Below are 24,539 nucleotides of genomic sequence, written 5' to 3'. Positions count from 1 at the left end.
ATTAAAAAAGATAAAAATACTATCTTAATTTTTATCTTTTTTTTCGCTATCGGATTGTAATTTTATATCTTTTGCAAAGTTAAATTTTTCTTTTAAGTAGTCTGTTGCCTTTTCTGTACTACCGAACATCAGGACCAGTACACCAAACATTATCATAAAAAAGATTAGACCTCTGAACACTACTGCAAGTATCACTGCAGCTATACACAACCCTATGATTGTTGAAGGACTCATATTTTCTACAGTATCTTTAACTGAAAATGAAGAAATAAAATTTTTTACCGTTTCTTGTATACCCTTTAATTCATCACTCGCCGAACTTGCTTCGCTAGAATATGATGCAAAAATGAAACTTAATAAGGCTATAAAAACCAAAACTTTATTCAATTGAATGCGCATCAACTAAACACCTTTTAAACATTCCTCAAATATAACAACTTTTATATCAATAGGCAAGAACTGAATTCACTTATCCACTACAAGTAACACATATTTAATTTTTACCGCTGTGAACATGCTGTAAGCTCTTATCATCAACAAGAGGACTCACATTAATGGATGTTAATTTACTTGATAGGAAGTTTGAATGCAATTCAGCTACTGCTGCTATAGCAAGCACTGCAACCATAGCAAGTAGTCCTGCTCCTATCAATCCTGATGTCATTGCTCCTGCAACAATGCACCCTATTGTGGAGAGAGCACAACCTGCTACAAATGCAACGTGAAGATTTCTGTTATTGGGTTGTTTTTCAAGTGGAGTATCTTCACCCTTTTTCTTATTCAAAGGAAATTTCTGCACGATTGTAATGGCGTTTTTTCTGTCCCTTTTTTCTTCGGGTTGCATTGAATCTTTTGCCTGGCTGCCTGTCATCTGAGTAGTTTGACTATTTGGATCCATACTTTCTTTTTCTCTGGATCCCAGTGTCACGCACTGGGATGACACCTGTGGTGACTCTTTCTCAACTTGATCTTCAATCTTTTTATTATATTTAGAAGGAGATCTTCGTCCACTTGGCCCTTTGGACCTTGTTTTAGTTAGGTGTGCTAATTTTGTCTCTCCTTCATCCTCTGGTTGTAAGCCATTATCTTCTTCAACAGAGCTCAATGTTGAGTTTAAACTTTCCTCAGATGAAGTGCTTGCTATTGATGTTAAACTGTTTTTTCTACTATTTATTGGTGATATCGAGTTTTTTTCACTCAGTCCAGGTGAGTCTATTCCACTATCTGAGTCATTGCCACTACTGAGTTTAGAAGTTTGCTTCTCCTCTATTTCTTTCACAACCTTGCTATATTTTTCAAACACTTCCTCTGTAACAGAGGAATTACTAAGTATTTTATTATCACCACTTTTTTTCTCAGCTACATTCAAGGGTGTTTCTTGTGTGTTGTTTTGCTCTTCAATATGTTTTAGCTGCATTTGATCTTCAATATTTTCTTCAACAGCATTTGGTATTGAGCTTACACTGCTGCTCCTGTTAGTAATATCCAAAATTGTTTGTACTATTGCTGCCTTTTTTTTTGAGTCTAGTTTTTTTGACTCTGTTATTTCTGCTTTCAACGCTGGAAGAAAGTGTTGGATATAATTATTATAATGTTCTCTTTTTTTCCCCACTGATTTTTCTAACTCAGCTAATGCTTCAGGACTAGTTCCTTGCTTGGATGACTCTAAGTGTTTTGCAATAGCCTGCTCATTTTGTCGTTCTCTCAGTATTTTTTCCAATTCAGCCAATGTTTTAGGACTAGCTCCCTGCTTGAACAACCTTTTGCATTCTTTGGAAGTCTCATCTTGATTTTCTTGATAATTTTCTGCTGTTACCTTTTTGTATATAGTGTTGCTCAATTGTTGGTTAATATCTCCTTCCTTACTCTTAGGTTTTTTAAAGGGACTGTGCATAACATTCCTCCATACATAATAAAATGTATAGATACCTCTTTAGCGTTAATTTTACATTAAAACTGGGCAATTATGCCATATTATAAATAATTGCGGCAACTTGCTTATTGGAAGGTCGCTTAACTATTTGCTTTCTGGGCTTTCTACTTCTACAGATTTGCTATTAATATGATTCTTTGCTTGTTGAACTAACATATCCACTACTTCTTTTACAGGCTTTTCCCTATCAACCATGCCAACACTTTGGCCGGCCATTAAAGATCCTGTTTCAACATCTCCTTCAATCACTGCCCTTCTTAAAGCTCCAGCCCAGAACTTTTCTATTTCAAGCTGCCCATCTTCTTTTGAGATCTGTCCCTTTTGGTATTCATCAATAACTTCTTTTTGACGCTTCATGAAGTCATCGCTTGCTTTGTTGGCTATAGCTCTTACAGGAATTACAGGAAAATCAGCACTTATCTGTACAGAAGGTATTGCATTACGTGCGGCTGATTTAATAAACACTTCCTTAAAATTTTTGTGGGCAATTGACTCATTAGTGCAGACAAATAATGTACCTATTTGACAGCCACTTGCCCCCATTTCCAGGTAATTAACTATCATTTCGCCTCTTCCTATTCCACCTGCAACAAACACTGGTATTTGTTCATTTTTAAAATGAGGCAATATCTCTTGTGCAAGAACAGAAGTGCTGACTGGCCCTATGTGCCCACCTGCTTCCATTCCCTCTATTATTAACGCATCTACTCCCATTTTTACTAACCTTTTCGCAAGGCTTAATGCTGGTGCAAAGCACATAACTTCAATGCCCGCACTCTTGATTTTTTCTATATTAGGCTTCGTTGGCAGTCCACCGGCAAGAACTATGTGGCTCACTTTCGTTTCAATACACACATCTATCAACTCACTCAACTTTGGGTGCATAGTAATTAGGTTTACACCAAATGGCTTGTTAGTTAATTTTTGTGTCTCTATGATTTCTTTTTCCAGTAAGTCTGGGAACATTGCACCACATGCAATCACACCAAAACCACCAGCGTTTGAGATTGCTGAGACCAAGTTTCTCTCTGAAACCCAGCTCATAGCACCACCCATTATAGCAAACTCACTGCCAAGAAAATCTGTTCCTTTTTTCCAGAGGCTACTTAACATATAACCTATATCATACGTTTAAAAATGTTTTGTTTATCTATAAATGTGTGTTTTAAGGCGCCAAGTATATGTAAGATTATAAAGAGTACCATAAAATATGCAAGCATCGAATGTAGCTCATTAGCCGTGTTAGCTAGGTCTTTGTTTTGATTAATCAACAAAGGGATATGAAAAAAATATTTGATCTGTTTGCCAGAAGCAGAAGACATGACATAGCCAGATAGTGGCATTAGCACCATCAAAGAATATAAACCAAAGTGTACTGCTTTACTTATATTGATTACAAACCGAGAAAAATTTGCTGGAAGTGGTGGAACATAAGTAAAGACGCGAAAAAATATGCGTACTATGATTAATCCAAGAATAGTGATACCGCAAGCCTTATGAATAGCGTATATGTTGAACTTAATTTCATTGCTAAGTGGCAGGCTTTTCATATAAAGTCCAGAACAAAGCATACCGATAATAAAAACAGCCATCAACCAATGGATAACCCTTAAACCTAGGCTATATTTATCGTCTTCCATTTTGATTACCCTAAAGTAGCATTTATATAATAGAAAAACTATTTTTCAATCAAAATTATTAAAGCAATTTAGATTTACCGACAATGTAGCTATACAAATTCGACCCAGCCGAGAGTCAAGTAGCAGGAACTGGCATCTAAGTCATAGAAACGGATCAAATGCAAAACTTACTTGACACCCTTCGCCAGCCCCCTTATCATGAAACTGAAGCTATTTATTTATCTTCCCTGTACAGATTAAATGACAAAAAAACTCAACGTATCTGGCGTCTCATGTTTAATTTTTTGCACTATGTGCACTCTATGTCTTTATCAAATTTCTAGGTTTTTACCTATACAAGCTGAAATAAGCTTATAAAGCATTTAAAACATCAAAAAACGCCAACTTAAAAAATGGATAGTGAATAATTAGCTACCTTAGGGTTTCTTTTGCCTTTTTTTCTGTTTAGTAAATTTCTTAAACATTTATGACTAAAGGTTAGTTGCATTAAAAAGCAGCTAAATCGCGGTTATTAAGCGTTTAGAATAAAAAAACGCCATACTTGAAAGTATAATGTAAGTAATTAGCCAACCACGGGGCTTCTTTTGCCTTTTTTTCTGTTTAGTAAATTTCTTAAATATTTATGGCTAAACGACAATCGTCATCCCTGTAAAGGTCAAGTATCCCGCTACGTGTTAGCGGCTAAGAGATACCCGGCGGTATGACCTTACTATTACCCACAAATAAAAACATAGTATTGTATTTACTCAAATAATTTAATTTTATTAACCTGAAAGCTTATTAGATTAAAATTATTAAACTAAGAGTTATAATTTTAGCAACTAAAAGCTGTAAATTGCACCATATAAACAGTTATTTCAAGCAAAAGTTATGCCATTAAGAGCTATGCAACAAACATTTATATTTGTGGGTAATAGTAAGCGGTATGACGGTTCGTGATGGCATGACGATAAGGTTCCAGTGTCAAGCGTTTGGCATGCAAATTTCCTTAAACGTTCGTAAGCTTAAAACTTTACTTTAGATCAAACTGCTGTATAGTGACTTTATAGCTTCAATTTTGTAATGAATATACCTAATATAGAAAATTGTGATCTTCACAATAAAACCGTCTTACTCAGAGTTGACTTCAATGTTCCTATAAAAGATGGAGAAATTCGTGACGTCACTCGTATTTTGAGAGCATTGCCTACTATTCAGTATTTAGTGAATGCGAGTGCAAAGATTATTATTATATCACATTTCGGACGCCCAAAGGCCAGAGACAATAATCTGTCGCTAAAAAATGTAATTGACACTTTATCGCAGTTACTAAATAAAAAAGTGAAATTTATTGACGATTGCGTTGGTGAAAAAGTACAAAGAGCAGTAAGTGTTATGGATGCAGGAGATATAATATTACTAGAGAATCTAAGATTTTATGAAGGGGAAAAGGAGAATGATGCAAACTTTGCCAGACAATTAGCATCTCTAGTGGATATATATGTAAATGATGCATTTTCTTGCTCTCACAGAGCTCACGCTTCTATTTCACGCATTACAGAATTTTTACCTTCCTATGCAGGATTTTGCTTGCAAGATGAGCTAAAGTATCTTGAAAAAGCTGTATCGTTTAAAGCTAAACCTATTACTGCGATAGTTGGGGGAGCTAAAATATCAACTAAAATAAAAGTGCTTATGAAGCTAACAGAAAAGGTTAATTACCTAGTTCTAGGTGGTGCAATAGCCAATAATTTTTTGTCATTTAGCAAAGTAAATATAGGGAAATCTTTCTTTCAAAATGGTGTTGACGACCTTCTACATAATATTGTTGAAACAGCAAATAAAAACAATTGCAAAATAGTTGTGCCAGAAGACGTTCTGGTTGCAGTAAACTCTGATTACAGCACTAGTATTTCAAGAAGAACTGAGTCCATTTTGGACGGTGATATAATTTTGGATATCGGACCACAAACTTTGAGTACAATAAGCAGTATAATAGCAAGCAGTAAGACTCTGCTGTGGAATGGACCTATTGGTGTTTTTGAACATTCAGCTTTTGCAAGCGGTACAATAGGGGTAATGAAAATCGTAAGTGACTTAACGCACAAAGGAAAGTTAACCAGCATAATAGGGGGAGGCGATAGTCTATCTGCAATAAGCGCTGCAGGCCTTACCGATAAGGATTTTACATATGTTTCCACTGGTGGAGGAGCATTTTTAGATTGGTTAAGTGGCGATGAAATGCCGGGAGTTGCTGCTCTGCAAAAACGATTAGATTAAAACTTTTTTAAATTATTTCTTATAGGCTAGCTTTTTTGTGAACGTGATTATGTCGAAGACAGTTAAACTAATTTTGTGTTTAATAATACCAATAATAGGATTTATTTTTTATATTAAGGATCATTATTTTCACACCGGCTATGTAGAAGAAAATGTTGAAGTCAATCTTGAACCATTTTTCAGTTCACAACCAGCCACCGTTTCAGAATTAACTGACTTCGATAGAGGAGTGTTGAAAGTTTGTGGAGATTGGGGAGCACATCCAGATAAAGAAGATTTCAAAATTTTACTTAGTTGTCCGCAGCATCAAGAAGTAGTGAAAGGAATATATAAGTGATTACGCCAGATGCGGATTTGGAGTTACTTAAAGATGAACTGGCTAACATTTGGTTTACAAATAGTGGAAGTGAAAAAGAAACTATAGGGTTTGGACATATTTTTTGTGGTGAGCCAAACGATAAACTAGGTGGTATGCATTTTGTAGGTAGATATGTTGAAGCTCAAGAAGATAAATGGGCAGGTGCAATTTGGAATGATAAGTCCCTATGCAATAAATCAGATATTAAGCCGCCAGTTTATACATTTGGAATGAAATATTTAGGTAAGGATGGGGAAGTGAAAGTTAAATGCCCAAATGGATACGCATATAACCTTCATGCCGATAATTTCTGCAACTAAGGCGTTTAAGGAATTAGGAAAAGATGGAATGTGTCTATATGAAATGGAAGATGACGATTATCAATCAGTGTTTGTAAGAAAGAATGATGCTATACTCACGTTCTATCCTGACTTAACACCAAAATGTGATGATAAGAGTACTTATTGTAGTTGCGGTAAATCTTAATTTCAAAACCAATAGGGTGAACAAATGATAAAAATGCTATAGGGTGTAGCAAATCCAAATAAGTTAAAATTTTGATTAAAGGGTTTTGTGAATAATAATGAAGAAGGGCATTATTCGTCTAATAAAAGCAATTCAATACTCTTGTGAAGGAATAAAATCAGCTTTTATATCAGAAATTGCGTTCAGACAGGAGTTACTGCTTTTTATAGTATGTGTCTCAATTTTGTTTGTTTTGGATGTAAGTAATCTAGAACGTGCAGTAATGATAAGCAGTCTATTCCTGGTGTTAATTGTGGAAATTGTTAACACTGCTTTTGAAACGACAATTGAGCGTATTTCCAGTGAACAACACATACTTTCAAAAAAGGTGAAAGATCTAGGTAGTGCAGCAGTTTTTCTTTCATTAATTAACTTCCTGATAACATGGATGATAATATTGACAGGTTAATACGAATGTTATTAAGATATGTTGTCAAACTCACCAATTAAAGTTTTTATATCTTGCGGTAAATCAGAGACAAATTCCATGTATCCCTTACTTTTGGGGTGATATAAGCCCAGTGTATAAGCATGTAGTGCTTGTCTATTGAAATTACGAATAAAATTAGAGTTTTTAGCATATTTTGTGCTTTTACTACTATTTTTCCCATAAACTTGATCACCAACTATAGAATGTCCTATGTGGCTCATGTGGACTCGAATTTGGTGCGTTCTACCTGTTTCTAAAGTGCATTTAACGAGGCTTGCTTGTCCTATAACTTTCTCTACTGAGTAATGAGTGATTGCTAATTTGCCCGTTGTTTTTGTAACACACATCATTTCTTTATTACCACGCTTTGGAGCAATGTTAGTTTCTATAGTTCCCTGCTGGGAAGATAATGTTCCCCAAACTACTGCTAAGTATTCCCGCTTTATTTTGCGATTCGATAACAATTCAGACAAAAAACTATGGGCTGCTTCATTTTTTGCAATTACCATTAGCCCACTAGTATCTTTATCGAGTCTATGAACAATTCCTGGTCTTACATTAAGGTGAGCGATAACTGCGTTCAAAAGCGTATCATTGTTTGTCCCAGCACCTGGGTGCACTGTTAATCCACTTTGTTTACTCAGAACTATAATGTCTTCATCTTCATAGACGATATTAAGTTTTATGTCATAATTAGGCTCAATTGATGTGGATATGTCAGGTTGAACGAGATGCACCACATACTCTTCATCTGGTTTTACTATGTAGTCATTATTAATTATCGGTGTGCCAAGTAATTTCACCTGCTCATTTTGTATCAATCTTTGCGCTTTGCTGCGTGATATGTTGCATTTTTCAGCTATATAGGTGTCTAACCTTAATTTCTCTTTATCATTATTAACACTTAAGGTTATTATTGAGTGATCTATAGTGATTTACCCCGCGCCATTTCCCATGCTGCTTGAACATTTGGGTCTGTAAACATTGTTGCACTAGACTCAATTTGCAGATCACCTTGTTTTTTAATATGGCAAATTGTTTGAGAGCCATCTTTCCAGTGGATTGTAACTTTATTATCAAAATCTCGTAATGTTGCCTCAACCTTTTTTTCTTTATTATCTTTTTCTTCCAGCTTAATAGATTCTAATAAATAATATAGAAAGTCACTTGGTTTGCCGTTGATTTTTTCTTTCCATTCATCTGTTTTTTCTTGTTCAGATTTTTTTTGCTCTAACTTTTCCTTCTTTTGCTGCAGCTTATTTTGTTCTGCTTCCAGCTCTAACTTTCTAACTGTGTCACGTAGTTCTTTGACTTTATTTTCTAATACTAATAATTTATTAGTATTATTTCCATTGTTAGCTTCTAAATCAGGCGTACTTGGTTGAGCTTGCTTCTTTTTTATTTCTTCTAATTCATTCCTTACTACGTTTAATTGCTCCTTCAATTCCGTTTTTTCCTCTTCTGTATCCTCTTTTAACTTTTTTAGCATGCTAAGGAACTCGTTATTATTAGACTGCGTAGTTGATTGAAGCCAGCCTACAAAGCGGCTTGGTTCAAATCGTTCAATTTTATCTTCAGCAATTTTAATAGCATTCTCTAACCTAGAAAAAGTACCTTCAATATCTAGTGAATGTGCTTTTTTTGTCAATTCTTTAGTGTTGTTTAAAACTTCTGAAATTTCTGCATGTAGCCAATCTAAATCTTTTTTGATGTCTTCTCTGATTTTTTTTAGGTGATCAAGCGTTTCTTTAATGTTAATATTTGCAGGCTTTAAAAGACTATTATCAAGTAAATCGCAAGCTTTTTTAAGGTTACTGTCAAATGAGTTGCAAAGCGGACTAAGTAGTTTTTTCATTAGAGATATTAGTTCATTTTCCCTTTTACCAAGCTTATTTTCTACTACTGATACAACCATGCCCTTTCCAGACCAGTATGGAAATAGAAGACCTAAAGAACTGTGTTTTCTAATAGTATGATTTTCATGATCCACGCTATTACTTATTAGATTGCTAAGTGTTGATATGATGCATAAAAGAATAGCGACTAATAAAGCTATTAATATTATTGGAGCATTAATGGATTGTGATATTGCTGAAACTACTATAATAGTACCAAATACATATGATCCAGTAAACAAGAGAATCCTATTTCTATTTTCTGCTTCTATATCTTCTAGTATTTCTCTCTGCGTCTTAGAATTTGGTAAAACTATTGAAAGCTTTTTCCTCTTACGATCTAAATTTGTTACAATTTCAATTTTTTTAGCTTCTTGAGCAATCTGGCTGTACTGTTCATCAACTTGATAGTTTCCTATTTTTTTATCTATTTCATTCTCTTTTATTTTTTGTGTATTTATAAAGTTTATAACAGCAGTAAATAAGAGAACTATAAGAGGAATAAAGGCAAGAGGTGCTGGCGTGAACGCAAACCCAGCAATACTTACTGTAACAGGCTGAATAGAAAAGGCAGCAAATGCTATAAGAGTAGCAATGGTACTTGCTATCGATATAGTACCAGAATACTTTCTTATAGAGCTCAAAATTCTACTGGGCTGGTCAGAAAGTTTTCTAAATCCTAAAAAATCAAAATAGTCTTTGAAAGGATCTTTAGTGTCTGTAACCATAACATTTTTCTAGTTTAAACTTATTTAGGTATACATTAACCAAACCTTAAAATCAAGTTTCTTAATTTTTCAACATGTGCCAAGGCCTATTGGAGCGCACTGTATTAATCTTTACGTAACGATTTGTTAACCAAACAGAATGTGTGCCATACGTTTCTAGATCAGCATGTTTAATAATTTTAGCGTTGCAAGCTGAATAGTCGAATTCACTTAATTGAATTATCAGATCAACACTATTACAGTTTCTCAAGATATCTTCTTTTTTATAAGCAAGCAGTACTGATTTATTATTTCCTTTATTATATATACAGCCATACTTTAGTCTTTTATCTGGATTGCTATATTTTGTATGATTCAAAATTTGGTTCTGTCCGTTTTGCTTTGCCCACGTTTTGATAACAAAATTTCTGCTTTTTCTAGTGAGAGAATATAGTAAGTTATCACTCTCCTTTGCAGCAACATTATCAGCATTTATTAGGATGTCGGGGGTTTTATATGCAGCGCTAAAGCAAATACCTAGTACAATAAAAAAAAATCCCAAAAAACGCCAATTTCTTTCCCACAAGCACAGCCACAATAACCCAAATGTTATTATAATAATTGATGAGGCAGGAAAAGTACGAATGGGAATAACCAAATACTGAAGACTAGCGATAGCGTTTGTTATATACAAAATGCTGTCAATTGGGCGCTCTATAAATGGCGCTATAATCCATTCAATACCTAAAGGAATCAATAAGACATAAATTATTCCAAGTGGAATAATAATTAATGTAACTATTGGTATAGCAACTAAATTTGTGATAATGCCACTAATTGAAAAATAATTAAAATTATATATCGTATACGGAACAGTTGCTAAACTTGCTATTACTGAGCTGATCATTATCGACACAAAATATTTCATTATTTTTATTTTGAATAATTTATTAGCATTAATTTGATAACTGGCAACCAGTGCCAAAACAGCAGAAAATGACATCTGAAAGCCTGGCTTTAAAACTGCTTCAGGTTCTATGATAAGTATCACTGCAGCAGCAAACGCAATTGCTATTAACCCTCGATATTTTCTCTCTATCATTATTGCAACGAGTACTAAAATCACCATGATGTAGGCACGCTGAGCAGAAATTTGCATACCGGTAATCAACAAATAAAACGTGGTTGGCAAGATAGTAAGGAATGCAGATATTTTCTTGGTGTTATACTTAAGAGTCAAAGTTTCAGATATTGCGAATAAATTACGAAACACTACAAAAAACAGACCAGCAACGAATGATAAATGCAAACCAGATATGGCAAACAAATGTGCTATACCTGAATCTCGTATCGCGTCCATAGTTTTTTGATCTATGCCATCTTTTTTACCGATCAGTAATGCAGAGATTATATCCGCATGTGGTTTCTTGATATTTTGCTGCAGGTTTTCATAAATGTATTGACGGAAAGATTCTATATATTCTTGAAATTTCCTTGCTTCAGCCTTTTTGTGCAGGACTATTTTGCTTGTTGCAAAGCCTGTTGCACTTATTTTCTGGTAATATGCTATTCTTGCAAAATCGTATGCATACTCCGAGGGCGCAATCTTTAGAGGGAAGAGTTTTGCTGATAATTTTACTTGATCGCCTATTTTAATGCCTTTTTCCACTTTGGTTCTAACTGATATTCTGATGTTATCTAGAGCTCTATCCGGTGTCATTCCAGCGCGTGACGCTGGAATCCATATCTTTTTTTTCTGGATCCCAGTAGGCTTTGTTGCATCGCTCTTCGGATAGTAGGTAACGCACAATAAATTTATGAAGCTATCTCAAATTTAGCCATACCAATATCAGTGAACTTATTGAGCAAATAGCATTTAACAAGTAGTTCCTTCTCTCTATTTGTCTCAGATTTATTCCTAAAACTAAACCCGAATGTTTGTTTCAGTCGCGAGAAAAAACTTTCTATATAAGATCTTTTTCCGTAGTTTGTTTGCCTTTTCCACCTCTTCATTCCATCTTCGCTGCATGATTTTATTAGTCTAATTGCAGCATTTCTCTCAGCCATATAGTCTAACTTTGGATGCTCTGCTGCGTTGTTTTTCGGAGGAATTTTCGTTTTTATACCATATTGATTACACAGCTTATAGAGCTTTTCTCTGTCATATGCCCTATCTGCATATAGTACTTTTATGACATACTGAAAATCGACTTCTTTTAGCAAATCACAAACTCCATAGTGATCAGCCGTTACTGTATTTTACAGCTATGGCTTTTTTGCTGTTTGTATTCAACATTACATGCAATTTTCTTGTCTGTTCATAGCTGCGATACTTTCTATCTTCGCTATTTTCTTTGCTATGACCAGGAGTGTTGTTGTATATACTAATTCCTGTACTGTCTATAGCAATTTCGATATCTTCCATATTATTTTCTGCAATCATTGATCTTAATATTGAGTTTCTTAAACCTTCTTGATGATTGTGAATAGCTGATAACTTGCAAATTTTTCCCAATTTGCTCAAGGTATCCTGCTATAAACCCAACTGTTTGCCTCAGGCCTATTCTAAATAAACAAGTTATTATGTGCACCAAAATTACAACTTTATCGCTATAAATATTGTTGCCAACTGGTATTTTTGGACCATTCTCGTACCACTTTTCTATGGCTTCGTTGATATAATGAAAAATATTTCCTCTTTTTTCTAGAAATTTGTTATATTCGCTATGGTTACTGACCCTCATTTTTTGTGGCATATTTTTTCTTTCAAGGTTAAATGGCTATTTTATAATGAATTTTGTCAGTAGCCACCAGATTTTTTCAGTTGCTATGCAACAAAGCCATCCCAGTATCAAGTACTGGGATGACAAAAGGGGGCGCTGGGATGACAGGAGAGGATTTTGAGATAGTAGGGGATTTTTCAACAGAAAGTAGAAATTGTTTATATGAGCCCCTGTCGTTAATATCCTTCACTGTGGCAACGATATCTTTTACATATCTCTCTTTATCAAGAATTTGAGTATCAACTAAAGCTGTTCTTAATTTACTAGCTGTAAATCCTATGAGCACTGCAATTAAAGCGATACACAATATCGCGTACCTTTTATACAATATTGCAATCAAAATTAGTGTGGGTAAAAGCAAAAGAAAAATAGATATGCAGCTTGGTTCAAAACTTAGGGAAAAATAGGTTAGAATTCCTACACACTGAAAAACAGGAAACCACAGTATCAAGTTATATTGTTCATTGCGCAGATTGTTACGTATATAACTAACTATTATGTCAAGAAAAGTTAATAAGTGTGTCGATATTTGCATGTGGTGAAATTTTATTTTTCTTTTTTCATTATTTGTATATATAATAACTAAATAAGCAACGACGCGGGATGGAGCAGCTCGGTAGCTCGTCAGGCTCATAACCTGAAGGTCGTAGGTTCAAATCCTACTCCCGCAACCATTTTTAAGGATATAGTTGTTCCACTTTCCAATCGCTTCCCTCAACAAGAGTGTATCTAAATCTAATATGCTTCCTATATTCACCTTCTTGCCAAAATTCAATTACTTTTGGGATTACGCAAAATCCCACCCAAAAATCAGGACGAGAAACTTGTGTATTATGAAATTCTTTTTCCTTCAATTTTATAGCTTGCTCAAAATCTTGCCAATCTTTCAGAATGCTCGATTGTTTTGAGCACCATGCGCTAATTTGACTACCCAGCGCTCGAGAAGAGAAGTATTTGTCAGTTCTTTCATCGTTTAGAAGTTTAACCTCTCCTTCAATTCGCACTTGCCTAGCAAATTCTATCCAATGAAACACTAACGCAGCTTTGGGGTTCTCAGTCAATTCTTTCCCTTTTTTACTGTTTACGTTAGTGAAAAACACAAAACCTTCTTTGCTATATTCCTTTAGTAATACCACTCTTGCAGATGGAATACAGTCTTTGCTACAAGTTGCTAGCGTCATTGCAGTTGGTTGTTCACACGGAGAATTAAGTACTGCTTTGTACCACTTTGAAAACAAATCAAATGGATCTTTTTCAAGTGAAAATATCATATCAAAAAATAAAATCTTAATTCTGGCACGCGTTGCAAAAATAAGTGCTACGGCCATTTTGTCGTATAAGTGTTATGATATTATTGCAAATCTTGCAAGGTTTTTGAACTTTACCATATACGTAAAAGTTATTTTGAAAGTATCCAGCAGATCCAGATGGCTGTGCATAATCTTTCAGTGTTGAACCGCCTGCAGCAATTGCATCACTCAGAGTATTTTTTATTTCAGCAGCAAGTTTTTCGCACTCTCTATAGGTCAAGTTTTTTGCTGACCTGAGTGGTGATATACAGGCTCTAAACAAGCTCTCAGAAGCATATATGTTGCCTACGCCAACTATTGATTTATTGTCCATTAACGCTGATTTGATATTCACTTTTTTGTTTTTCAGCAACTCCTGTAAATAGTCTCCACTGAATTCATCCGTGAGGGGCTCTATTCCAAAATCGCTAAAAAAATCCGTTTCTTGTTCTTTATTTAAAACGATAACTAATCCAAATCTTCTTGGGTCATTAAAAATTATTGAAGTATTGTCAGGAAATAAAAATACCACGTGATCATGCTTATTCCGCATTTGATCGTGGTCATCATATATAAGCTTTCCGCTCATGCCAAGATGTATGATTACAGCCACACTACCATCTGTATTCCAGATGGTATACTTACCTCTACGCTTGATGTTGCGTATGACTTTGCCCTTTAGCATATCATCAATATTTTTTGTTATTGGGGCACGTAAATTCCAATTATTCACTATAACATTACTGATTTGCTTGTTTTTAATTTTATCAAGCAAAAAATTAGAGATTACTTCCACTTCCGGTAGTTCTGGCATGATACCTCCTTCAAAACTTAAGTTTCTGATGGTAATTTTGTCGTTCTCAAATACATTCGAGTATTCTGCGGTGCTTTCTCCTAAAAATTCCTCACCACAAACGAGTTTTGAAAGGGTTCTCTGTCTACTCTGTTGCTGCTTTTTTCTTTTCAAAATATTTTGCTTTAAAGCTTTCGCTAATCTTTTTTTCTCCTCTTCTTTTTCCTTATTCTTTTTTGTGTTATTCATTATCATAATATATAAACTTGCCGTTGTAGCTCAGGTGGTAGAGTACGTCATTGGTAATGACGAGGTCCCAAGTTCGAGTCTTGGTAACGGCACACTGATTATACTTATAATATTGCATAACTTGTAAGCAAGGCTTAGAAGAAAGTTACAGAGGTAAGTTGTCATGCTTTTTCCATATCCTTTCTACCTTCTTGTTTTTGAGTAGCTCTAATGCTTTACAAAAGTGATACCTTGTTTTACTTGGCACTATAATGTCATCAATGTATCCATATGATGCAGCAAAAAATGGGTTAGCAAATTTTTCTTTATATTCTTTAATTAACGTTTGCTGATCTTTTTCGTGTCGAAATATAATCTCAACTGCACTTTCAGGGCCCATCACAGCTATTTCAGCAGTTGGCCAGGCATAATTTATATCACCTTTTAGATGTTTCGAATTCATAACAATGTATGCACCACCATACGCTTTTCTAGTGATAAGGCTAATTTTCGGCACGGTCGCTTCAGCGTAAGCGTAAAGCAGTTTCGCTCCGTGTTGTATTATATTATTGTATTCTTGATTTGTACCCGGCAAAAATCCTGGAACATCAATAAGTGTGATGATCGGAATGTTAAATGCGTCACAAAACCTTACAAACCTCGCAGCTTTTCTTGAAGAATCAATATCCAAACATCCTGCAAGGTGCATAGGTTGATTTGCAACAATACCGACAGTATTTCCTCCAATTCTACCAAAACCAGTTATGATATTACGAGCAAAATCAGGTTTCAGTTCAAAGAAATTCCTTTCATCACAAACTTTTTCAATGAGTTCATACATATCATAAGGAGTATTAGGATTGGTAGGAATTAGAGTGTTTAAGGATTCATCAATGTCGTCAACATCATTACAGATTGGTGCAGATTTTGGTGATTCTTGATTATTTGCTGGTAAGAAAGTAAAGAATTTACGCATTTTTAGCAGCATTTCAACATCATTATTGAATGCAAAATCCGCTACTCCTGTTTTGCTTGTATGAATTTTTGCTCCACCGAGGTCTTCGAAACTTACATCTTCGTAGGTAACCTTTTTTACTACATCTGGCCCGGTTATAAACATATATGAACTGTTTTTCACCATGAAAGTAAAGTCAGTTAATGCTGGGGAATAAACTGCACCTCCTGCACATGGGCCCATAATTAAAGAAATTTGTGGTATAACACCTGATGCATTTACGTTTCTTTGAAAAATTTCTCCATAACCAGCAAGGGAATTTACTCCTTCCTGAATTCTGGCTCCACCAGAGTCATTTAGTCCGATAATTGGAACCCTGGCATTAATTGCCATATCCATAATTTTGCATATTTTTTTTGCATGTGACGCACCAAGTGATCCACCAAAGACAGTAAAATCCTGAGAATAAACAAAAACTTTTCTGCCATAAATAGTACCATGACCAATCACTACCCCATCACCTAAAAAATTAGCATTTTGCATGCCAAAATCATTTGCATGATGTTTTACGAATTTATCGTATTCTGCAAAAGAACTTTCATCGAGCAATATACTGAGCCTTTCTCTAGCAGTTAATTTCCCTTTTTCATGTTGTTTGGTAATCCTGTCAGAACCGCCTCCTTTTTCAGCTTCTAGTGCTTTGGTTTTTAGATTTTCTAGTATTTTAAAGTCTTGCATACAATAAAGTAGTTTTCAAATTAGTTGTAGACTTTATTAAGTTTACAAACCCTACTAACTATACACATACACTATTGCTATATGCAACAATGTATGTATGATAATTGTTAATGCTCTGGTGATTCATGGTCACTACTTTGAAAATGTTGCGATGTGTCAACACTTTTCATATTAGAAAGAGGTGGAATAACTGCACTGCTTTTCGTTTGTGCAAAACTTTTAGCAGCTTCAACAACCTTGCTTATACGAGGTTCTTTTTCTAGCTCTTTTAGGTACTTTGAGAAGATTTCACAACTTTTGTCATCCATATGTACCATTATTTTACCAAAACTTTCAGCTTTTTCAGAAGATAAAATCATTTCGATCTTTTCATCGCCTACCCTAAAGGTCATTTTTACTTTGCCTTGCATATCATGATATTGCCAGCTTTTTATTCAGATTAGATTATCTCCTTCTCCTATTCGCAATGCACCATATTCTAAGTCCTTAAATTCCGGGGAGTTCATAAATTTTGCAGGAGTGATCACACTTTTTTCTGGACACTGTACATAATAAAATTTATTATCTCTTTCTACTACAATTTCTTTTTTTTTGTCATTTTCAATACTATCACTTACAATTTGTTTTAGACGTGACAAATATTCGCCGCGTTCTTTCAGTATATCTTCTGGCAATAATCTCCGAACTTCTTGGCTCACATCAGTGCCTGTTGAAACTAGATTAAACATTTCTAACATAAGAGGCCGTAGTTTTTCTTTTCCAGTCTCAGTAACATTTTTATCTTGCTCCATGAGGTGGTATAAGATCAGTATCGAATAATCTATTATTGATGACTTTTTTCTCCTTGGAATACATCAACACTAAACATGACCTTGTGCTTTTTTGCATCGTCTATAGATTTTTGAAGTCTCTTTGCTATGTTTTCGATAGCTTCATCATTAGGTAAGTGTTCAGGCAATGGCGTCAACTTAAGGAAAAATATCAGCGATAGTGTATAAAATTTCTCTCTAAATTTTTTATCATTAAATTATCCAAAGAGTGCAAGGGACAGCACTTTTGTTTCTGTTTTATTTCAACAAAGAAGTCTAAAATGTGTCCTTTTTAGGTGAAATATGCAAAAAGGAAAAAACCTTATTCTACAAATTAAAAATATAATATACTCGAAAACTTTTCAGAAAATCCATTGTGTTGAGTTTTACACGAACAAGCTTTTTCGACAGTATTTTCTATGATTTTAAAGTTAGTTAAAAAAAGTTTGGGAATAGAATGTGAACTTATGGAGCCATTGACATGTACCCTCAAAGCAAGCTTTTTCTAAAGCAAGGTATAAGATTTGCCATACCATACGCGTCAAGTTAAGAGATTGTGAGCAAATTTAGAGAGGTTAAAGTGGATACTCTAGCCCTTCTACGTTTGTCTTTTAATGAAAATCGCGACCAAGTTATAGTGAGTTTTTTAAGAAATGCTTTTAAACTATTAATTTTGGTTAATACTAAAAATAACTCTCTAACCCGCCTTTTTAGCTCAATAAATGCCTTTGTTAATCTAAGTTCTGTATTCTTTTTCACTTCTGTGCAACCAACTATGCCGTGAAATATAAGAATTGCGCACAATTTAGCATATAGTTCACATAATACTCTGCATGGCTTTCCTTTTAGCTTATCAAGCCTGATATGGCTTTTATACAATTTAAATAATAACTCAATTTGCCACCTTACTCTGTAAATCGTTAATACTTGCTCAGCACTAATTTTATTTTCTGGAACATTAGTTATAAATATTGACCAGTTCAACAATTTTTGATTTCTTTTAGAGGATGTATATCCCTGCGATCTTGCTAATCTATTAGCTTTCCTTCTTCTGGCCATAGACTGTTCTTCAGTTAGTTTCTGACATATAATTCTTACTCTAATTTTTGCTTCTTTTCCTAACAATACCTCGTTTTCTAAAAATAACTTATCCTCTAAACATTCTAATAACTCCATTTTTTGATTTGTTTCTACATCATATATGTTGGTATCGGATTTATAACGACTTATGAAATAAGCTCCTATTTCATTGATTTGTTTAAAAGAACTTGGCACAAAATAACCGAGATCAGATATTAGCAAATCATTGCTTAATATATTACTTAAATGTTTCCTATATCCCTGGTCTGATCTTACCCCCTCCGTTAAATTAAGTTGGTCTATTATCTGATTCATGTAGTCGAAAACTAATTGTAACTTTATTCCAGACTTAGTATTGCTTTCATAGCCACTGTAGCTAGTACCATAACCTTTATACATCTCTTCCATACTGTTAGGTAGAGTAATATAGCTACTGTCCAATAATTTAACACTATTAAATTGCTGTAAGATTTTGCAATCAACTTGCAAGATATTTTTAAAGAGAATCACAGATTCATTATACATCCTTTTCATAAATTCCACTGCTTCTTCAGTAAATCTAAAATCCAAACCTTGTTTTGTTATATCTATCGAGTCCTCGTTTAGTAATTGACACATTGTTTCTACGCTACAATTATCAACTCCTATATTACCCAAGACCATGGCTTTTACGAATGATGAACCTTTTAGCTTTCTCTTTCTTTTTATAAACCTTGTTGTAATTGAGATTTTCTCTGCTTTTTCATTAAAAAATTCTTTGAGCTTTTTTGATAAGCAAGTTATTTTATTCATTGGTTCTCTCACTAAAAGTATATCTGGGAGAACTTATACCTTATTATTCTATCTCTTTCATACCTTTATTTCCTTAACTTGACGCGTATGGTAGAGGGAACAGAGCTAATATTAGAGAGAGAGGAAGAGACTCACGCAGTAATGGTAACAGATAAGGGTTTAATCTACAGAGAAGAATTTTTCACATCATTATCAGTAGTAGCCGGAAAAATAATGGGAATGAGTTACAATGGGCCGCTCCTATTTGGTTTGCGTGATCAAAAGGGAAGGGAAAATGTGTAAAGGGATAAGATGTGGAATATATACGAGAAAGTCAAATGAAGACGGTATAGAGCAGAAGTTTAACAGTTTAGATGCGCAACGAGTAGCATGTGAGAAGTACATAAAGAGCAAAGAAGGCTGGGTAGCATTGGCCAAAAGGTACGACGATGGAGGTTTCTCAGGAAAGAATTTAGAAAGACCAGCAATAAAGGAATTATTTGAAGATGTAAAAAAAGGAGAAGTAGATTGTGTAGTAGTATATACGCTAGATAGATTATCAAGGGAAACAAAAGACAGCATCGAAGTAACATCATTTTTTAGAAGACATAGAGTAAATTTTGTAGCAGTAACGCAGATATTTGACAATAATACGCCAATGGGAAAGTTCGTACAAACGGTGTTATCAGGAGCCGCACAACTAGAAAGAGAAATGATAGTAGAGAGGGTAAAAAATAAAATAGCAACATCAAAAGAACACGGACTATGGATGGGAGGAACTTTGCCGTTTGGGTATGATGTAAAAGATAAAGAATTAATAATAAATGAGAAAGAAGCAAAAATAGTAAAGCATATATTTGCAAGATATTTGGAGCTGAAGTCAATGGCAGAGTTGGCAAGAGAGTTAAATAGCCAAGGGTACCATACGAAATCAGATATCTTTAAAAAAGCGACGGTGAGAAGAATAATAACAAATCCAATATATATGGGAAAAATACGGCATTATGAGAAAGAGTATGAAGGAAAACATGAAGCAATAATAGAGGAAGAAAAATGGCAAAAAGCGCAGGAATTGATAAAGAATCAACCATATAGAAAAGCAAAATATGAGGAAGCGCTACTTAGGGGAATAATTAAGTGCAAGAGTTGTAATGTGAACATGACGCTGACATACTCAAAAAAAGAAAATAAAAGATATCGATATTACATATGTAACAATCACTTAAGGGGAAAAGGTTGTGAATCAATAAACAGAACTATAGTAGCGGGAGAAGTGGAAAAAGAAGTGATGAAGAAAGCTGAACAGCTATATGAAAAATGGGGAAAAAAAGCGGAAGAGTGGAAAAATTTAAGTTTTGGAAAACAGAAAGAAGTAGTGAAAAAGTTAATAAAAGGAGTAATGGTAAAAGAAGATGGAATAGAAATGGGTTCGGAGGATAAGGTGGAATTTATACCAATAATGAAGAAGAAAGGAAATAAATGTACAGTGATTGAGCCAGAAGGTAAAACAAACAATGCGTTACTGAAAGCAGTGGTAAGAGCCCACCTATGGAAACGTCAGCTAGAAGAGGGAAAATATGCAAGCGTAGGAGAGCTAAGTGCCAAAATTAATATAGGTACAAGACGTATACAACAAATTTTAAGGTTAAATTATTTAGCACCAAAGATCAAAGAAGACATAGTAAATGGGAGGCAGCCAAAGGGTTTGAAGTTAGTTGAATTGAGGGAAATACCAATGCTGTGGAGTGAGCAGATGAAGAAATTTTGCAAATTAGCGATTTAAAAATCACACGATTAATACTTTACTAATACAAATTAGCTACATAAGAGATACAAAGAAAAAAATAATATGAGAAAACTAATTACCGGAAAAACTAATGAAGCAGATATAACCTATGAGTTGCCATTTGATCAAGATCAGTTAACAAGCAAAGATAAAAAGGAGCTTTTTAAGCTATTAAAAAGGATACAAGAGGGTAAAAGTATCAGTGAAAAAATTAGTAAATCCTTTCATGATACACGAAAGATTCCGTGGATACTAATAGTTGATATATATGAACGTAGAAGAGACGTATTCACACTATTACATTATGCTAGATTTTGCAAGAATAAGCAAGCTGAGAATGATCTTTTAGAAGAAGCTAAAAAACATGGGCTTTTTAAGGAGTTTAATCGTACGAAAATAGTCTCGGACTACTTAGGAAGTCATGGAGAATTAATACGTACATATAGTACTGTTAAAGATGGTGTAGTAAGGGTAGAAGGTTTTGAGCCTTGGGATGATAAGGAAGTGATGAATCCAAATATGACAAGTGACAAAGAAGAAAAAAACTCGTTAATAGAAACTATTATGGAAGGATCAGTGGCTTATAATATTTCAGAAGATATTGAAGAAGTTTCGGATAAGAATAAAGAAAATTTTTATGGAGAACAACAAGAAGAAACCGCAGAAACTGGCACTCAGCCGTGCAAGAAGATTAATAATGGTGAAGATTATGAAAGGAATGAAGAAAATCAAGGGAATTTCGCTAACTCAGGAAGAACGGTGGTAAAAGAGCTGAATGCTTTAAGAATCTTTTCTTCTAACCCTTGTGTTAACGATAAATCTTTCAAAATTGCAGATGAAGAATCATCAACAAAAGCAATGCAACGGAGAGCGATTCTGACTGGTGCCGTTGGGGTGGTGCTACTGGTAAGTGGTATTGTATCACATATTATGAAAATGCCTACTATAGGAACAGTTGGAGTGATTGCTGGATTGGCATGCATAAGCTTTGCGTTGTACAGTACCCTAGAACCGAGTACAAAGCTAGAGAAGGTAGAAGAGCTCTTCCGATCCAACGCAAGAGAACATTCCTAAAAAACACAGATATTAAAATAATTTCCTAAGAAATACTTCTAATTTACTAACCAAGTACTAAACCTGCTGCTATTTTCCTCAAGGCAATCCATCAACTTAATAGGTATATTGTTTACACTACTCATCTTCGTAGTCAGGATATTGTGGAGGAGCCTCTCCTTGCTTTTTAGTAACTTTTGGATATCTTGTTCCAGCTTCTGCTTCAATAATGCCACAACATTCTACTAAAAATTCCCAATTATCGCCATAATCAAAAAGAAAAATCATTTTTTTATCTGGCTCAAAAACCTTGTAGATATAAGAATTTTTGACGCTTTTTTCATTAGGCATAAACTATAATCAGTATTATAAAATAAAGTGTATACTTCATTACTTTCATAAATATCGTTTATGTTACTATAAAAACCAAATTAATGATCTAACTCAAAACTAAAGACCTTTATGATAGTTTCTGCAAATTTATAAAGACAGCTTTCAATTCCATCTCACGGTAGATTTTTTTGTCTAGAGAAACTTTAAATAAGTATACTTTCTTTTTCTTATCCACTTAATTTATCTTTAACTTACATTAAATTAACCAATAGCAAAAAAACAACACAACTCAACCACTATCGGCTGAGAGCCGAAAGGTTGGATATAGCGCTGGAAGCGCGGTGAGAAGCTAAAGCTACTCCAATCTTATACTAGATATAGAATGAGGCTGATGTGCATCTGTATGTTTATTGATGTACTCATTAATGACTTCATCTGTGATATGTCCGCTGGTAGCACTAAAGTATCCTCTTCCCCAAAAACGCTTTCCCCAGTACATTTTATTTAGCTCTGGAAATTCTTGTTGAACTTTGCGTGAAGACCTGCCTTTGGCTCTTTGAACAAAATCACTCACAGCTATATGAGGAGGTATTACTACGAATAAATGTAAATGATCTGATGATATTACTCCGTTTTCTATCTTAATCCCCATTTCTTCAGATACTTCTGCTATGATTGTTCGTATTCTCTCCTTCATAGCCTTAGTTAATACTCTGTACCGATATTTTGTAATCCAGACTATATGGTACCTATGATAAAATACAGTGTGTTTTCCTTTGTCATATTCCGTCATAACTATACTTTATAAAGTACAGTTATGACATTGACAAACTAAAGTTTCTCCACCTAGAAGGTGGAGGCTTGTACCATCTTATGGAAAGTCAAACATAACCTTACCCACATATCTTACCCTATTCGGACTATTAGGAGAAATGCTATACTTTAGAAAAAGCTTAACTGAACTTTCATTCGTTCTGACAACACATACTTACTTTTAATGACCGATGATATGGTCGTTGCTGGAAATAGGCGTTCTTAGGCCTTGAAGATGACTGTTTACTTTCGGCAAATCGTCTAAATCATGCTCTATTTTTTGTGTTTCCATCTCAAATTTAAATCCCAATTTTTCACAGAATTTTTGAAAGTATTCTCTAATAATAGAGAGCAAGTTTCTATCTCCTTCTTTATAATTTTTTAATTCCTTGGGAACAGTGAGTGATAATTTACCGTCTTTATAGGTTACACCATCTTTTCCATCTTGAGACTCAAGTGTAAATTCCAGTGAGGTGGATAGACCACATATTTTTTCCCCTGGATTATCAAATTTGATTACAGGTATTTCCATATCAGACTTTACTCTTATGTTATTATGGTCAGTGTAATCAATATTCATTACTTTGTCAGGGTCTTGCGTTGTTAATCGATAATTGCTAAGTGCAGAGTGATATTCAATAAATATACCTGCTAAGTATCCTGCTTGATTACAATTAGTAACTAGTTCTTCTAAGATAGGGGCACTCGGAACTTCTGCTTCAGCATATTTAAACATTTCCTTAAAAACTTCCTTTACAAATGGTCGGTAGTTCTTATTCTCATCTCCTACTTTGAGTAATAGATGCATATGCTCTCTTCCAGCATTGTAAAATCTCTCAAAATCTCTACCGTACGAATTGGTTTTCTGATAATCAGGAATTTCAGGATTTTCACAATGACTTTCCCACAATTCACTTAACGCGTTATATGCAAGTTCTTTTTCAAGATCCTTAAGGACTGAATTAACAAAAGCCCTGCCATGATCTTTATCTATTTCTCTTTGTTTTTTGCTTGCGGCTTCAGCGCTATATATATCATAACTATTAAAAAGGTTGCTTTTGCGATATTTCGCTCCTTCCATTAACACAGAGGTTAAAACTGTATCTATAATCTTTCCATTAATAACAAAGTTCATTCTTGGAAGATCGAAATACATTGTTTCACCAGAGTGTGCTGATTTATTGCTCTCGCCAGCCTTTAATTTACTAAAGCTAAATTCTTTAATTTTAACCTTCAACGTAACTATTGGATTTGCTTCTGTCATAGTCCGTACTTATTAAAGCCCCTAAACTTGATTATAACATAAGAACCATTAATAGATTATTAACAACACCTAAACGCAACAAAGGCCTTACACCATC

The 24,539-nt window shown here is 34.3% G+C and carries 20 protein-coding genes, 2 tRNA genes and 5 pseudogenes; 9 read left to right on the top strand and 18 right to left on the bottom strand.

From position 1 onward, the window contains the following. Nucleotides 1–24 precede the first annotated feature (24 nt). The 4 genes from OPR50_RS00850 to OPR50_RS00835 form a co-directional block, all read right to left on the bottom strand. Nucleotides 25–399: a hypothetical protein gene (locus OPR50_RS00850; RefSeq protein WP_022626145.1), complete on the bottom strand. Its 375-nt coding sequence runs from the start codon at nt 397–399 to the stop codon at nt 25–27. Nucleotides 400–493: 94 nt separating this feature from the next. Beyond that, complete coding sequence (locus tag OPR50_RS00845) at nt 494–1,894, bottom strand: hypothetical protein (protein WP_265024125.1); 1,401 nt, start codon at nt 1,892–1,894, stop codon at nt 494–496. A 123-nt stretch (nt 1,895–2,017) separates the two neighbouring features. Next, nucleotides 2,018–3,046 carry an NAD(P)H-dependent flavin oxidoreductase gene (locus OPR50_RS00840; RefSeq protein WP_264339563.1) on the bottom strand — a complete coding sequence of 343 codons (1,029 nt, stop codon included), beginning with the start codon at nt 3,044–3,046 and terminating at the stop codon, nt 2,018–2,020. Between the two features lie 5 nt (nt 3,047–3,051). Continuing rightward, nucleotides 3,052–3,573, bottom strand: a complete 522-nt coding sequence (locus tag OPR50_RS00835; protein WP_010082022.1) for a cytochrome b — start codon at nt 3,571–3,573, stop codon at nt 3,052–3,054. A 1,062-nt stretch (nt 3,574–4,635) separates the two neighbouring features. Here OPR50_RS00835 and OPR50_RS00830 point away from each other — a divergent pair. The 3 genes and pseudogenes from OPR50_RS00830 to OPR50_RS00810 all read left to right on the top strand — a co-directional run bounded on the left by OPR50_RS00830 (nt 4,636) and on the right by OPR50_RS00810 (nt 7,124). Beyond that, nucleotides 4,636–5,832: a phosphoglycerate kinase gene (locus OPR50_RS00830; RefSeq protein WP_265024124.1), complete on the top strand. Its 1,197-nt coding sequence runs from the start codon at nt 4,636–4,638 to the stop codon at nt 5,830–5,832. A gap of 49 nt (nt 5,833–5,881) precedes the next feature. Further along, nucleotides 5,882–6,676 (top strand): annotated as a pseudogene (locus OPR50_RS08745) (EndoU domain-containing protein). A gap of 97 nt (nt 6,677–6,773) precedes the next feature. Then, nucleotides 6,774–7,124, top strand: a complete 351-nt coding sequence (locus OPR50_RS00810; protein ID WP_151807638.1) for a diacylglycerol kinase — start codon at nt 6,774–6,776, stop codon at nt 7,122–7,124. Between the two features lie 11 nt (nt 7,125–7,135). On the opposite strand, the gene OPR50_RS00805 is transcribed toward OPR50_RS00810, so the two are convergent. The 5 genes and pseudogenes from OPR50_RS00805 to OPR50_RS08580 all read right to left on the bottom strand — a co-directional run. After that, nucleotides 7,136–8,080: an RluA family pseudouridine synthase gene (locus OPR50_RS00805; RefSeq protein ID WP_265024311.1), complete on the bottom strand. Its 945-nt coding sequence runs from the start codon at nt 8,078–8,080 to the stop codon at nt 7,136–7,138. Beyond that, nucleotides 8,071–9,768 carry a hypothetical protein gene (locus OPR50_RS00800; protein WP_265024123.1) on the bottom strand — a complete coding sequence of 566 codons (1,698 nt, stop codon included), beginning with the start codon at nt 9,766–9,768 and terminating at the stop codon, nt 8,071–8,073. The genes OPR50_RS00805 and OPR50_RS00800 overlap by 10 nt, the downstream gene beginning before the upstream one ends. 61 nt (nt 9,769–9,829) lie before the next feature. Next, the gene (locus OPR50_RS00795) at nt 9,830–11,467 is read right to left on the bottom strand and encodes a ComEC/Rec2 family competence protein (RefSeq protein WP_265024122.1); all 1,638 of its coding nucleotides are present in this window, start codon (nt 11,465–11,467) and stop codon (nt 9,830–9,832) included. A 95-nt stretch (nt 11,468–11,562) separates the two neighbouring features. Then, nucleotides 11,563–12,503 (bottom strand): annotated as a pseudogene (locus OPR50_RS08740) (IS5 family transposase). A gap of 85 nt (nt 12,504–12,588) precedes the next feature. Continuing rightward, nucleotides 12,589–13,065, bottom strand: a pseudogene (locus tag OPR50_RS08580) (ComEC/Rec2 family competence protein); the annotation flags it as partial. Between the two features lie 62 nt (nt 13,066–13,127). Here OPR50_RS08580 and OPR50_RS00770 point away from each other — a divergent pair. Beyond that, nucleotides 13,128–13,204, top strand: a tRNA-Met gene (locus tag OPR50_RS00770). A 3-nt stretch (nt 13,205–13,207) separates the two neighbouring features. Here OPR50_RS00770 and pdxH read toward each other — a convergent pair. Beyond that, nucleotides 13,208–13,801: a pyridoxamine 5'-phosphate oxidase gene (gene pdxH / locus OPR50_RS00765; RefSeq protein ID WP_022626142.1), complete on the bottom strand. Its 594-nt coding sequence runs from the start codon at nt 13,799–13,801 to the stop codon at nt 13,208–13,210. A 16-nt stretch (nt 13,802–13,817) separates the two neighbouring features. Continuing rightward, complete coding sequence (mutM, locus tag OPR50_RS00760) at nt 13,818–14,633, bottom strand: bifunctional DNA-formamidopyrimidine glycosylase/DNA-(apurinic or apyrimidinic site) lyase (RefSeq protein WP_265024310.1); 816 nt, start codon at nt 14,631–14,633, stop codon at nt 13,818–13,820. Nucleotides 14,634–14,880: 247 nt separating this feature from the next. Here mutM and OPR50_RS00755 point away from each other — a divergent pair. Next, nucleotides 14,881–14,953: transfer RNA gene (locus tag OPR50_RS00755), tRNA-Thr, on the top strand. 53 nt (nt 14,954–15,006) lie between these two features. Here the strand turns inward: OPR50_RS00755 and OPR50_RS00750 are convergent. The 3 genes from OPR50_RS00750 to OPR50_RS00740 all read right to left on the bottom strand — a co-directional run bounded on the left by OPR50_RS00750 (nt 15,007) and on the right by OPR50_RS00740 (nt 17,324). Next, the gene (locus OPR50_RS00750; protein WP_264339556.1) at nt 15,007–16,533 is read right to left on the bottom strand and encodes an acyl-CoA carboxylase subunit beta; all 1,527 of its coding nucleotides are present in this window, start codon (nt 16,531–16,533) and stop codon (nt 15,007–15,009) included. A gap of 107 nt (nt 16,534–16,640) precedes the next feature. After that, entirely contained in the window at nt 16,641–16,925 is a 285-nt protein-coding gene (locus tag OPR50_RS00745; RefSeq protein WP_265024120.1) for a hypothetical protein, read from the bottom strand. Between the two features lie 42 nt (nt 16,926–16,967). After that, entirely contained in the window at nt 16,968–17,324 is a 357-nt protein-coding gene (locus OPR50_RS00740; RefSeq protein WP_227738564.1) for a hypothetical protein, read from the bottom strand. A 321-nt stretch (nt 17,325–17,645) separates the two neighbouring features. On the opposite strand from OPR50_RS00740, the pseudogene OPR50_RS00735 reads away from it, so the two are divergent. Then, nucleotides 17,646–17,876: pseudogene (locus OPR50_RS00735) on the top strand (IS4-like element ISWosp8 family transposase); the annotation flags it as partial. 12 nt (nt 17,877–17,888) lie between these two features. On the opposite strand, the gene OPR50_RS00730 reads toward OPR50_RS00735, so the two are convergent. Beyond that, on the bottom strand, nt 17,889–19,214 hold the full coding sequence (locus OPR50_RS00730; RefSeq protein ID WP_265024118.1) for an IS4 family transposase: 1,326 nt from the start codon (nt 19,212–19,214) through the stop codon (nt 17,889–17,891). A 90-nt stretch (nt 19,215–19,304) separates the two neighbouring features. On the opposite strand from OPR50_RS00730, the pseudogene OPR50_RS00725 reads away from it, so the two are divergent. The 3 genes and pseudogenes from OPR50_RS00725 to OPR50_RS00715 all read left to right on the top strand — a co-directional run. Next, nucleotides 19,305–19,496 (top strand): annotated as a pseudogene (locus OPR50_RS00725) (DUF2924 domain-containing protein); the annotation flags it as partial. After that, nucleotides 19,489–20,976 carry a recombinase family protein gene (locus OPR50_RS00720; protein ID WP_265024119.1) on the top strand — a complete coding sequence of 496 codons (1,488 nt, stop codon included), beginning with the start codon at nt 19,489–19,491 and terminating at the stop codon, nt 20,974–20,976. The pseudogene OPR50_RS00725 and the gene OPR50_RS00720, both read left to right, overlap by 8 nt. A gap of 66 nt (nt 20,977–21,042) precedes the next feature. Beyond that, on the top strand, nt 21,043–22,053 hold the full coding sequence (locus OPR50_RS00715; RefSeq protein WP_141456727.1) for a hypothetical protein: 1,011 nt from the start codon (nt 21,043–21,045) through the stop codon (nt 22,051–22,053). Nucleotides 22,054–22,170: 117 nt separating this feature from the next. Here OPR50_RS00715 and OPR50_RS00710 read toward each other — a convergent pair whose 3' ends face one another. The 3 genes from OPR50_RS00710 to OPR50_RS00700 all read right to left on the bottom strand — a co-directional run bounded on the left by OPR50_RS00710 (nt 22,171) and on the right by OPR50_RS00700 (nt 24,442). Beyond that, complete coding sequence (locus OPR50_RS00710; protein ID WP_141456728.1) at nt 22,171–22,383, bottom strand: plasmid pRiA4b ORF-3 family protein; 213 nt, start codon at nt 22,381–22,383, stop codon at nt 22,171–22,173. A 337-nt stretch (nt 22,384–22,720) separates the two neighbouring features. Further along, nucleotides 22,721–23,158 carry an IS200/IS605 family transposase gene (gene tnpA, locus OPR50_RS00705; RefSeq protein WP_006279552.1) on the bottom strand — a complete coding sequence of 146 codons (438 nt, stop codon included), beginning with the start codon at nt 23,156–23,158 and terminating at the stop codon, nt 22,721–22,723. 201 nt (nt 23,159–23,359) lie between these two features. Next, the gene (locus OPR50_RS00700; protein ID WP_264339566.1) at nt 23,360–24,442 is read right to left on the bottom strand and encodes a hypothetical protein; all 1,083 of its coding nucleotides are present in this window, start codon (nt 24,440–24,442) and stop codon (nt 23,360–23,362) included. Nucleotides 24,443–24,539 lie beyond the last annotated feature (97 nt).

This window comes from Wolbachia endosymbiont (group A) of Epagoge grotiana (assembly GCF_947251775.1).
In the GTDB taxonomy this organism is placed as follows: Bacteria; Pseudomonadota; Alphaproteobacteria; order Rickettsiales; family Anaplasmataceae; genus Wolbachia; species Wolbachia pipientis.
Note: the sequence above shows the minus strand (reverse complement) of the source record. Positions and strands in the feature narration are given on the sequence as shown.

Coding starts and splice junctions, on each gene's coding strand:
- OPR50_RS00700 (WP_264339566.1), bottom strand. CDS start 24,442: ATGACAGAAGCAAATCCAATAGTTACGTTGAAGGTTAAAATTAAAGAA.
- tnpA (WP_006279552.1), bottom strand. CDS start 23,158: ATGACGGAATATGACAAAGGAAAACACACTGTATTTTATCATAGGTAC.
- pdxH (WP_022626142.1), bottom strand. CDS start 13,801: ATGATATTTTCACTTGAAAAAGATCCATTTGATTTGTTTTCAAAGTGG.
- mutM (WP_265024310.1), bottom strand. CDS start 14,633: ATGCCAGAACTACCGGAAGTGGAAGTAATCTCTAATTTTTTGCTTGAT.
- OPR50_RS00795 (WP_265024122.1), bottom strand. CDS start 11,467: ATGACACCGGATAGAGCTCTAGATAACATCAGAATATCAGTTAGAACC.
- OPR50_RS00730 (WP_265024118.1), bottom strand. CDS start 19,214: ATGAATAAAATAACTTGCTTATCAAAAAAGCTCAAAGAATTTTTTAAT.
- OPR50_RS00810 (WP_151807638.1), top strand. CDS start 6,774: ATGAAGAAGGGCATTATTCGTCTAATAAAAGCAATTCAATACTCTTGT.
- OPR50_RS00830 (WP_265024124.1), top strand. CDS start 4,636: ATGAATATACCTAATATAGAAAATTGTGATCTTCACAATAAAACCGTC.
- OPR50_RS00850 (WP_022626145.1), bottom strand. CDS start 399: ATGCGCATTCAATTGAATAAAGTTTTGGTTTTTATAGCCTTATTAAGT.
- OPR50_RS00740 (WP_227738564.1), bottom strand. CDS start 17,324: ATGGAGCAAGATAAAAATGTTACTGAGACTGGAAAAGAAAAACTACGG.
- OPR50_RS00800 (WP_265024123.1), bottom strand. CDS start 9,768: ATGGTTACAGACACTAAAGATCCTTTCAAAGACTATTTTGATTTTTTA.
- OPR50_RS00710 (WP_141456728.1), bottom strand. CDS start 22,383: ATGCCTAATGAAAAAAGCGTCAAAAATTCTTATATCTACAAGGTTTTT.
- OPR50_RS00720 (WP_265024119.1), top strand. CDS start 19,489: ATGTGTAAAGGGATAAGATGTGGAATATATACGAGAAAGTCAAATGAA.
- OPR50_RS00715 (WP_141456727.1), top strand. CDS start 21,043: ATGAGAAAACTAATTACCGGAAAAACTAATGAAGCAGATATAACCTAT.
- OPR50_RS00750 (WP_264339556.1), bottom strand. CDS start 16,533: ATGCAAGACTTTAAAATACTAGAAAATCTAAAAACCAAAGCACTAGAA.
- OPR50_RS00845 (WP_265024125.1), bottom strand. CDS start 1,894: ATGCACAGTCCCTTTAAAAAACCTAAGAGTAAGGAAGGAGATATTAAC.
- OPR50_RS00745 (WP_265024120.1), bottom strand. CDS start 16,925: ATGACCTTTAGGGTAGGCGATGAAAAGATCGAAATGATTTTATCTTCT.
- OPR50_RS00835 (WP_010082022.1), bottom strand. CDS start 3,573: ATGGAAGACGATAAATATAGCCTAGGTTTAAGGGTTATCCATTGGTTG.
- OPR50_RS00840 (WP_264339563.1), bottom strand. CDS start 3,046: ATGTTAAGTAGCCTCTGGAAAAAAGGAACAGATTTTCTTGGCAGTGAG.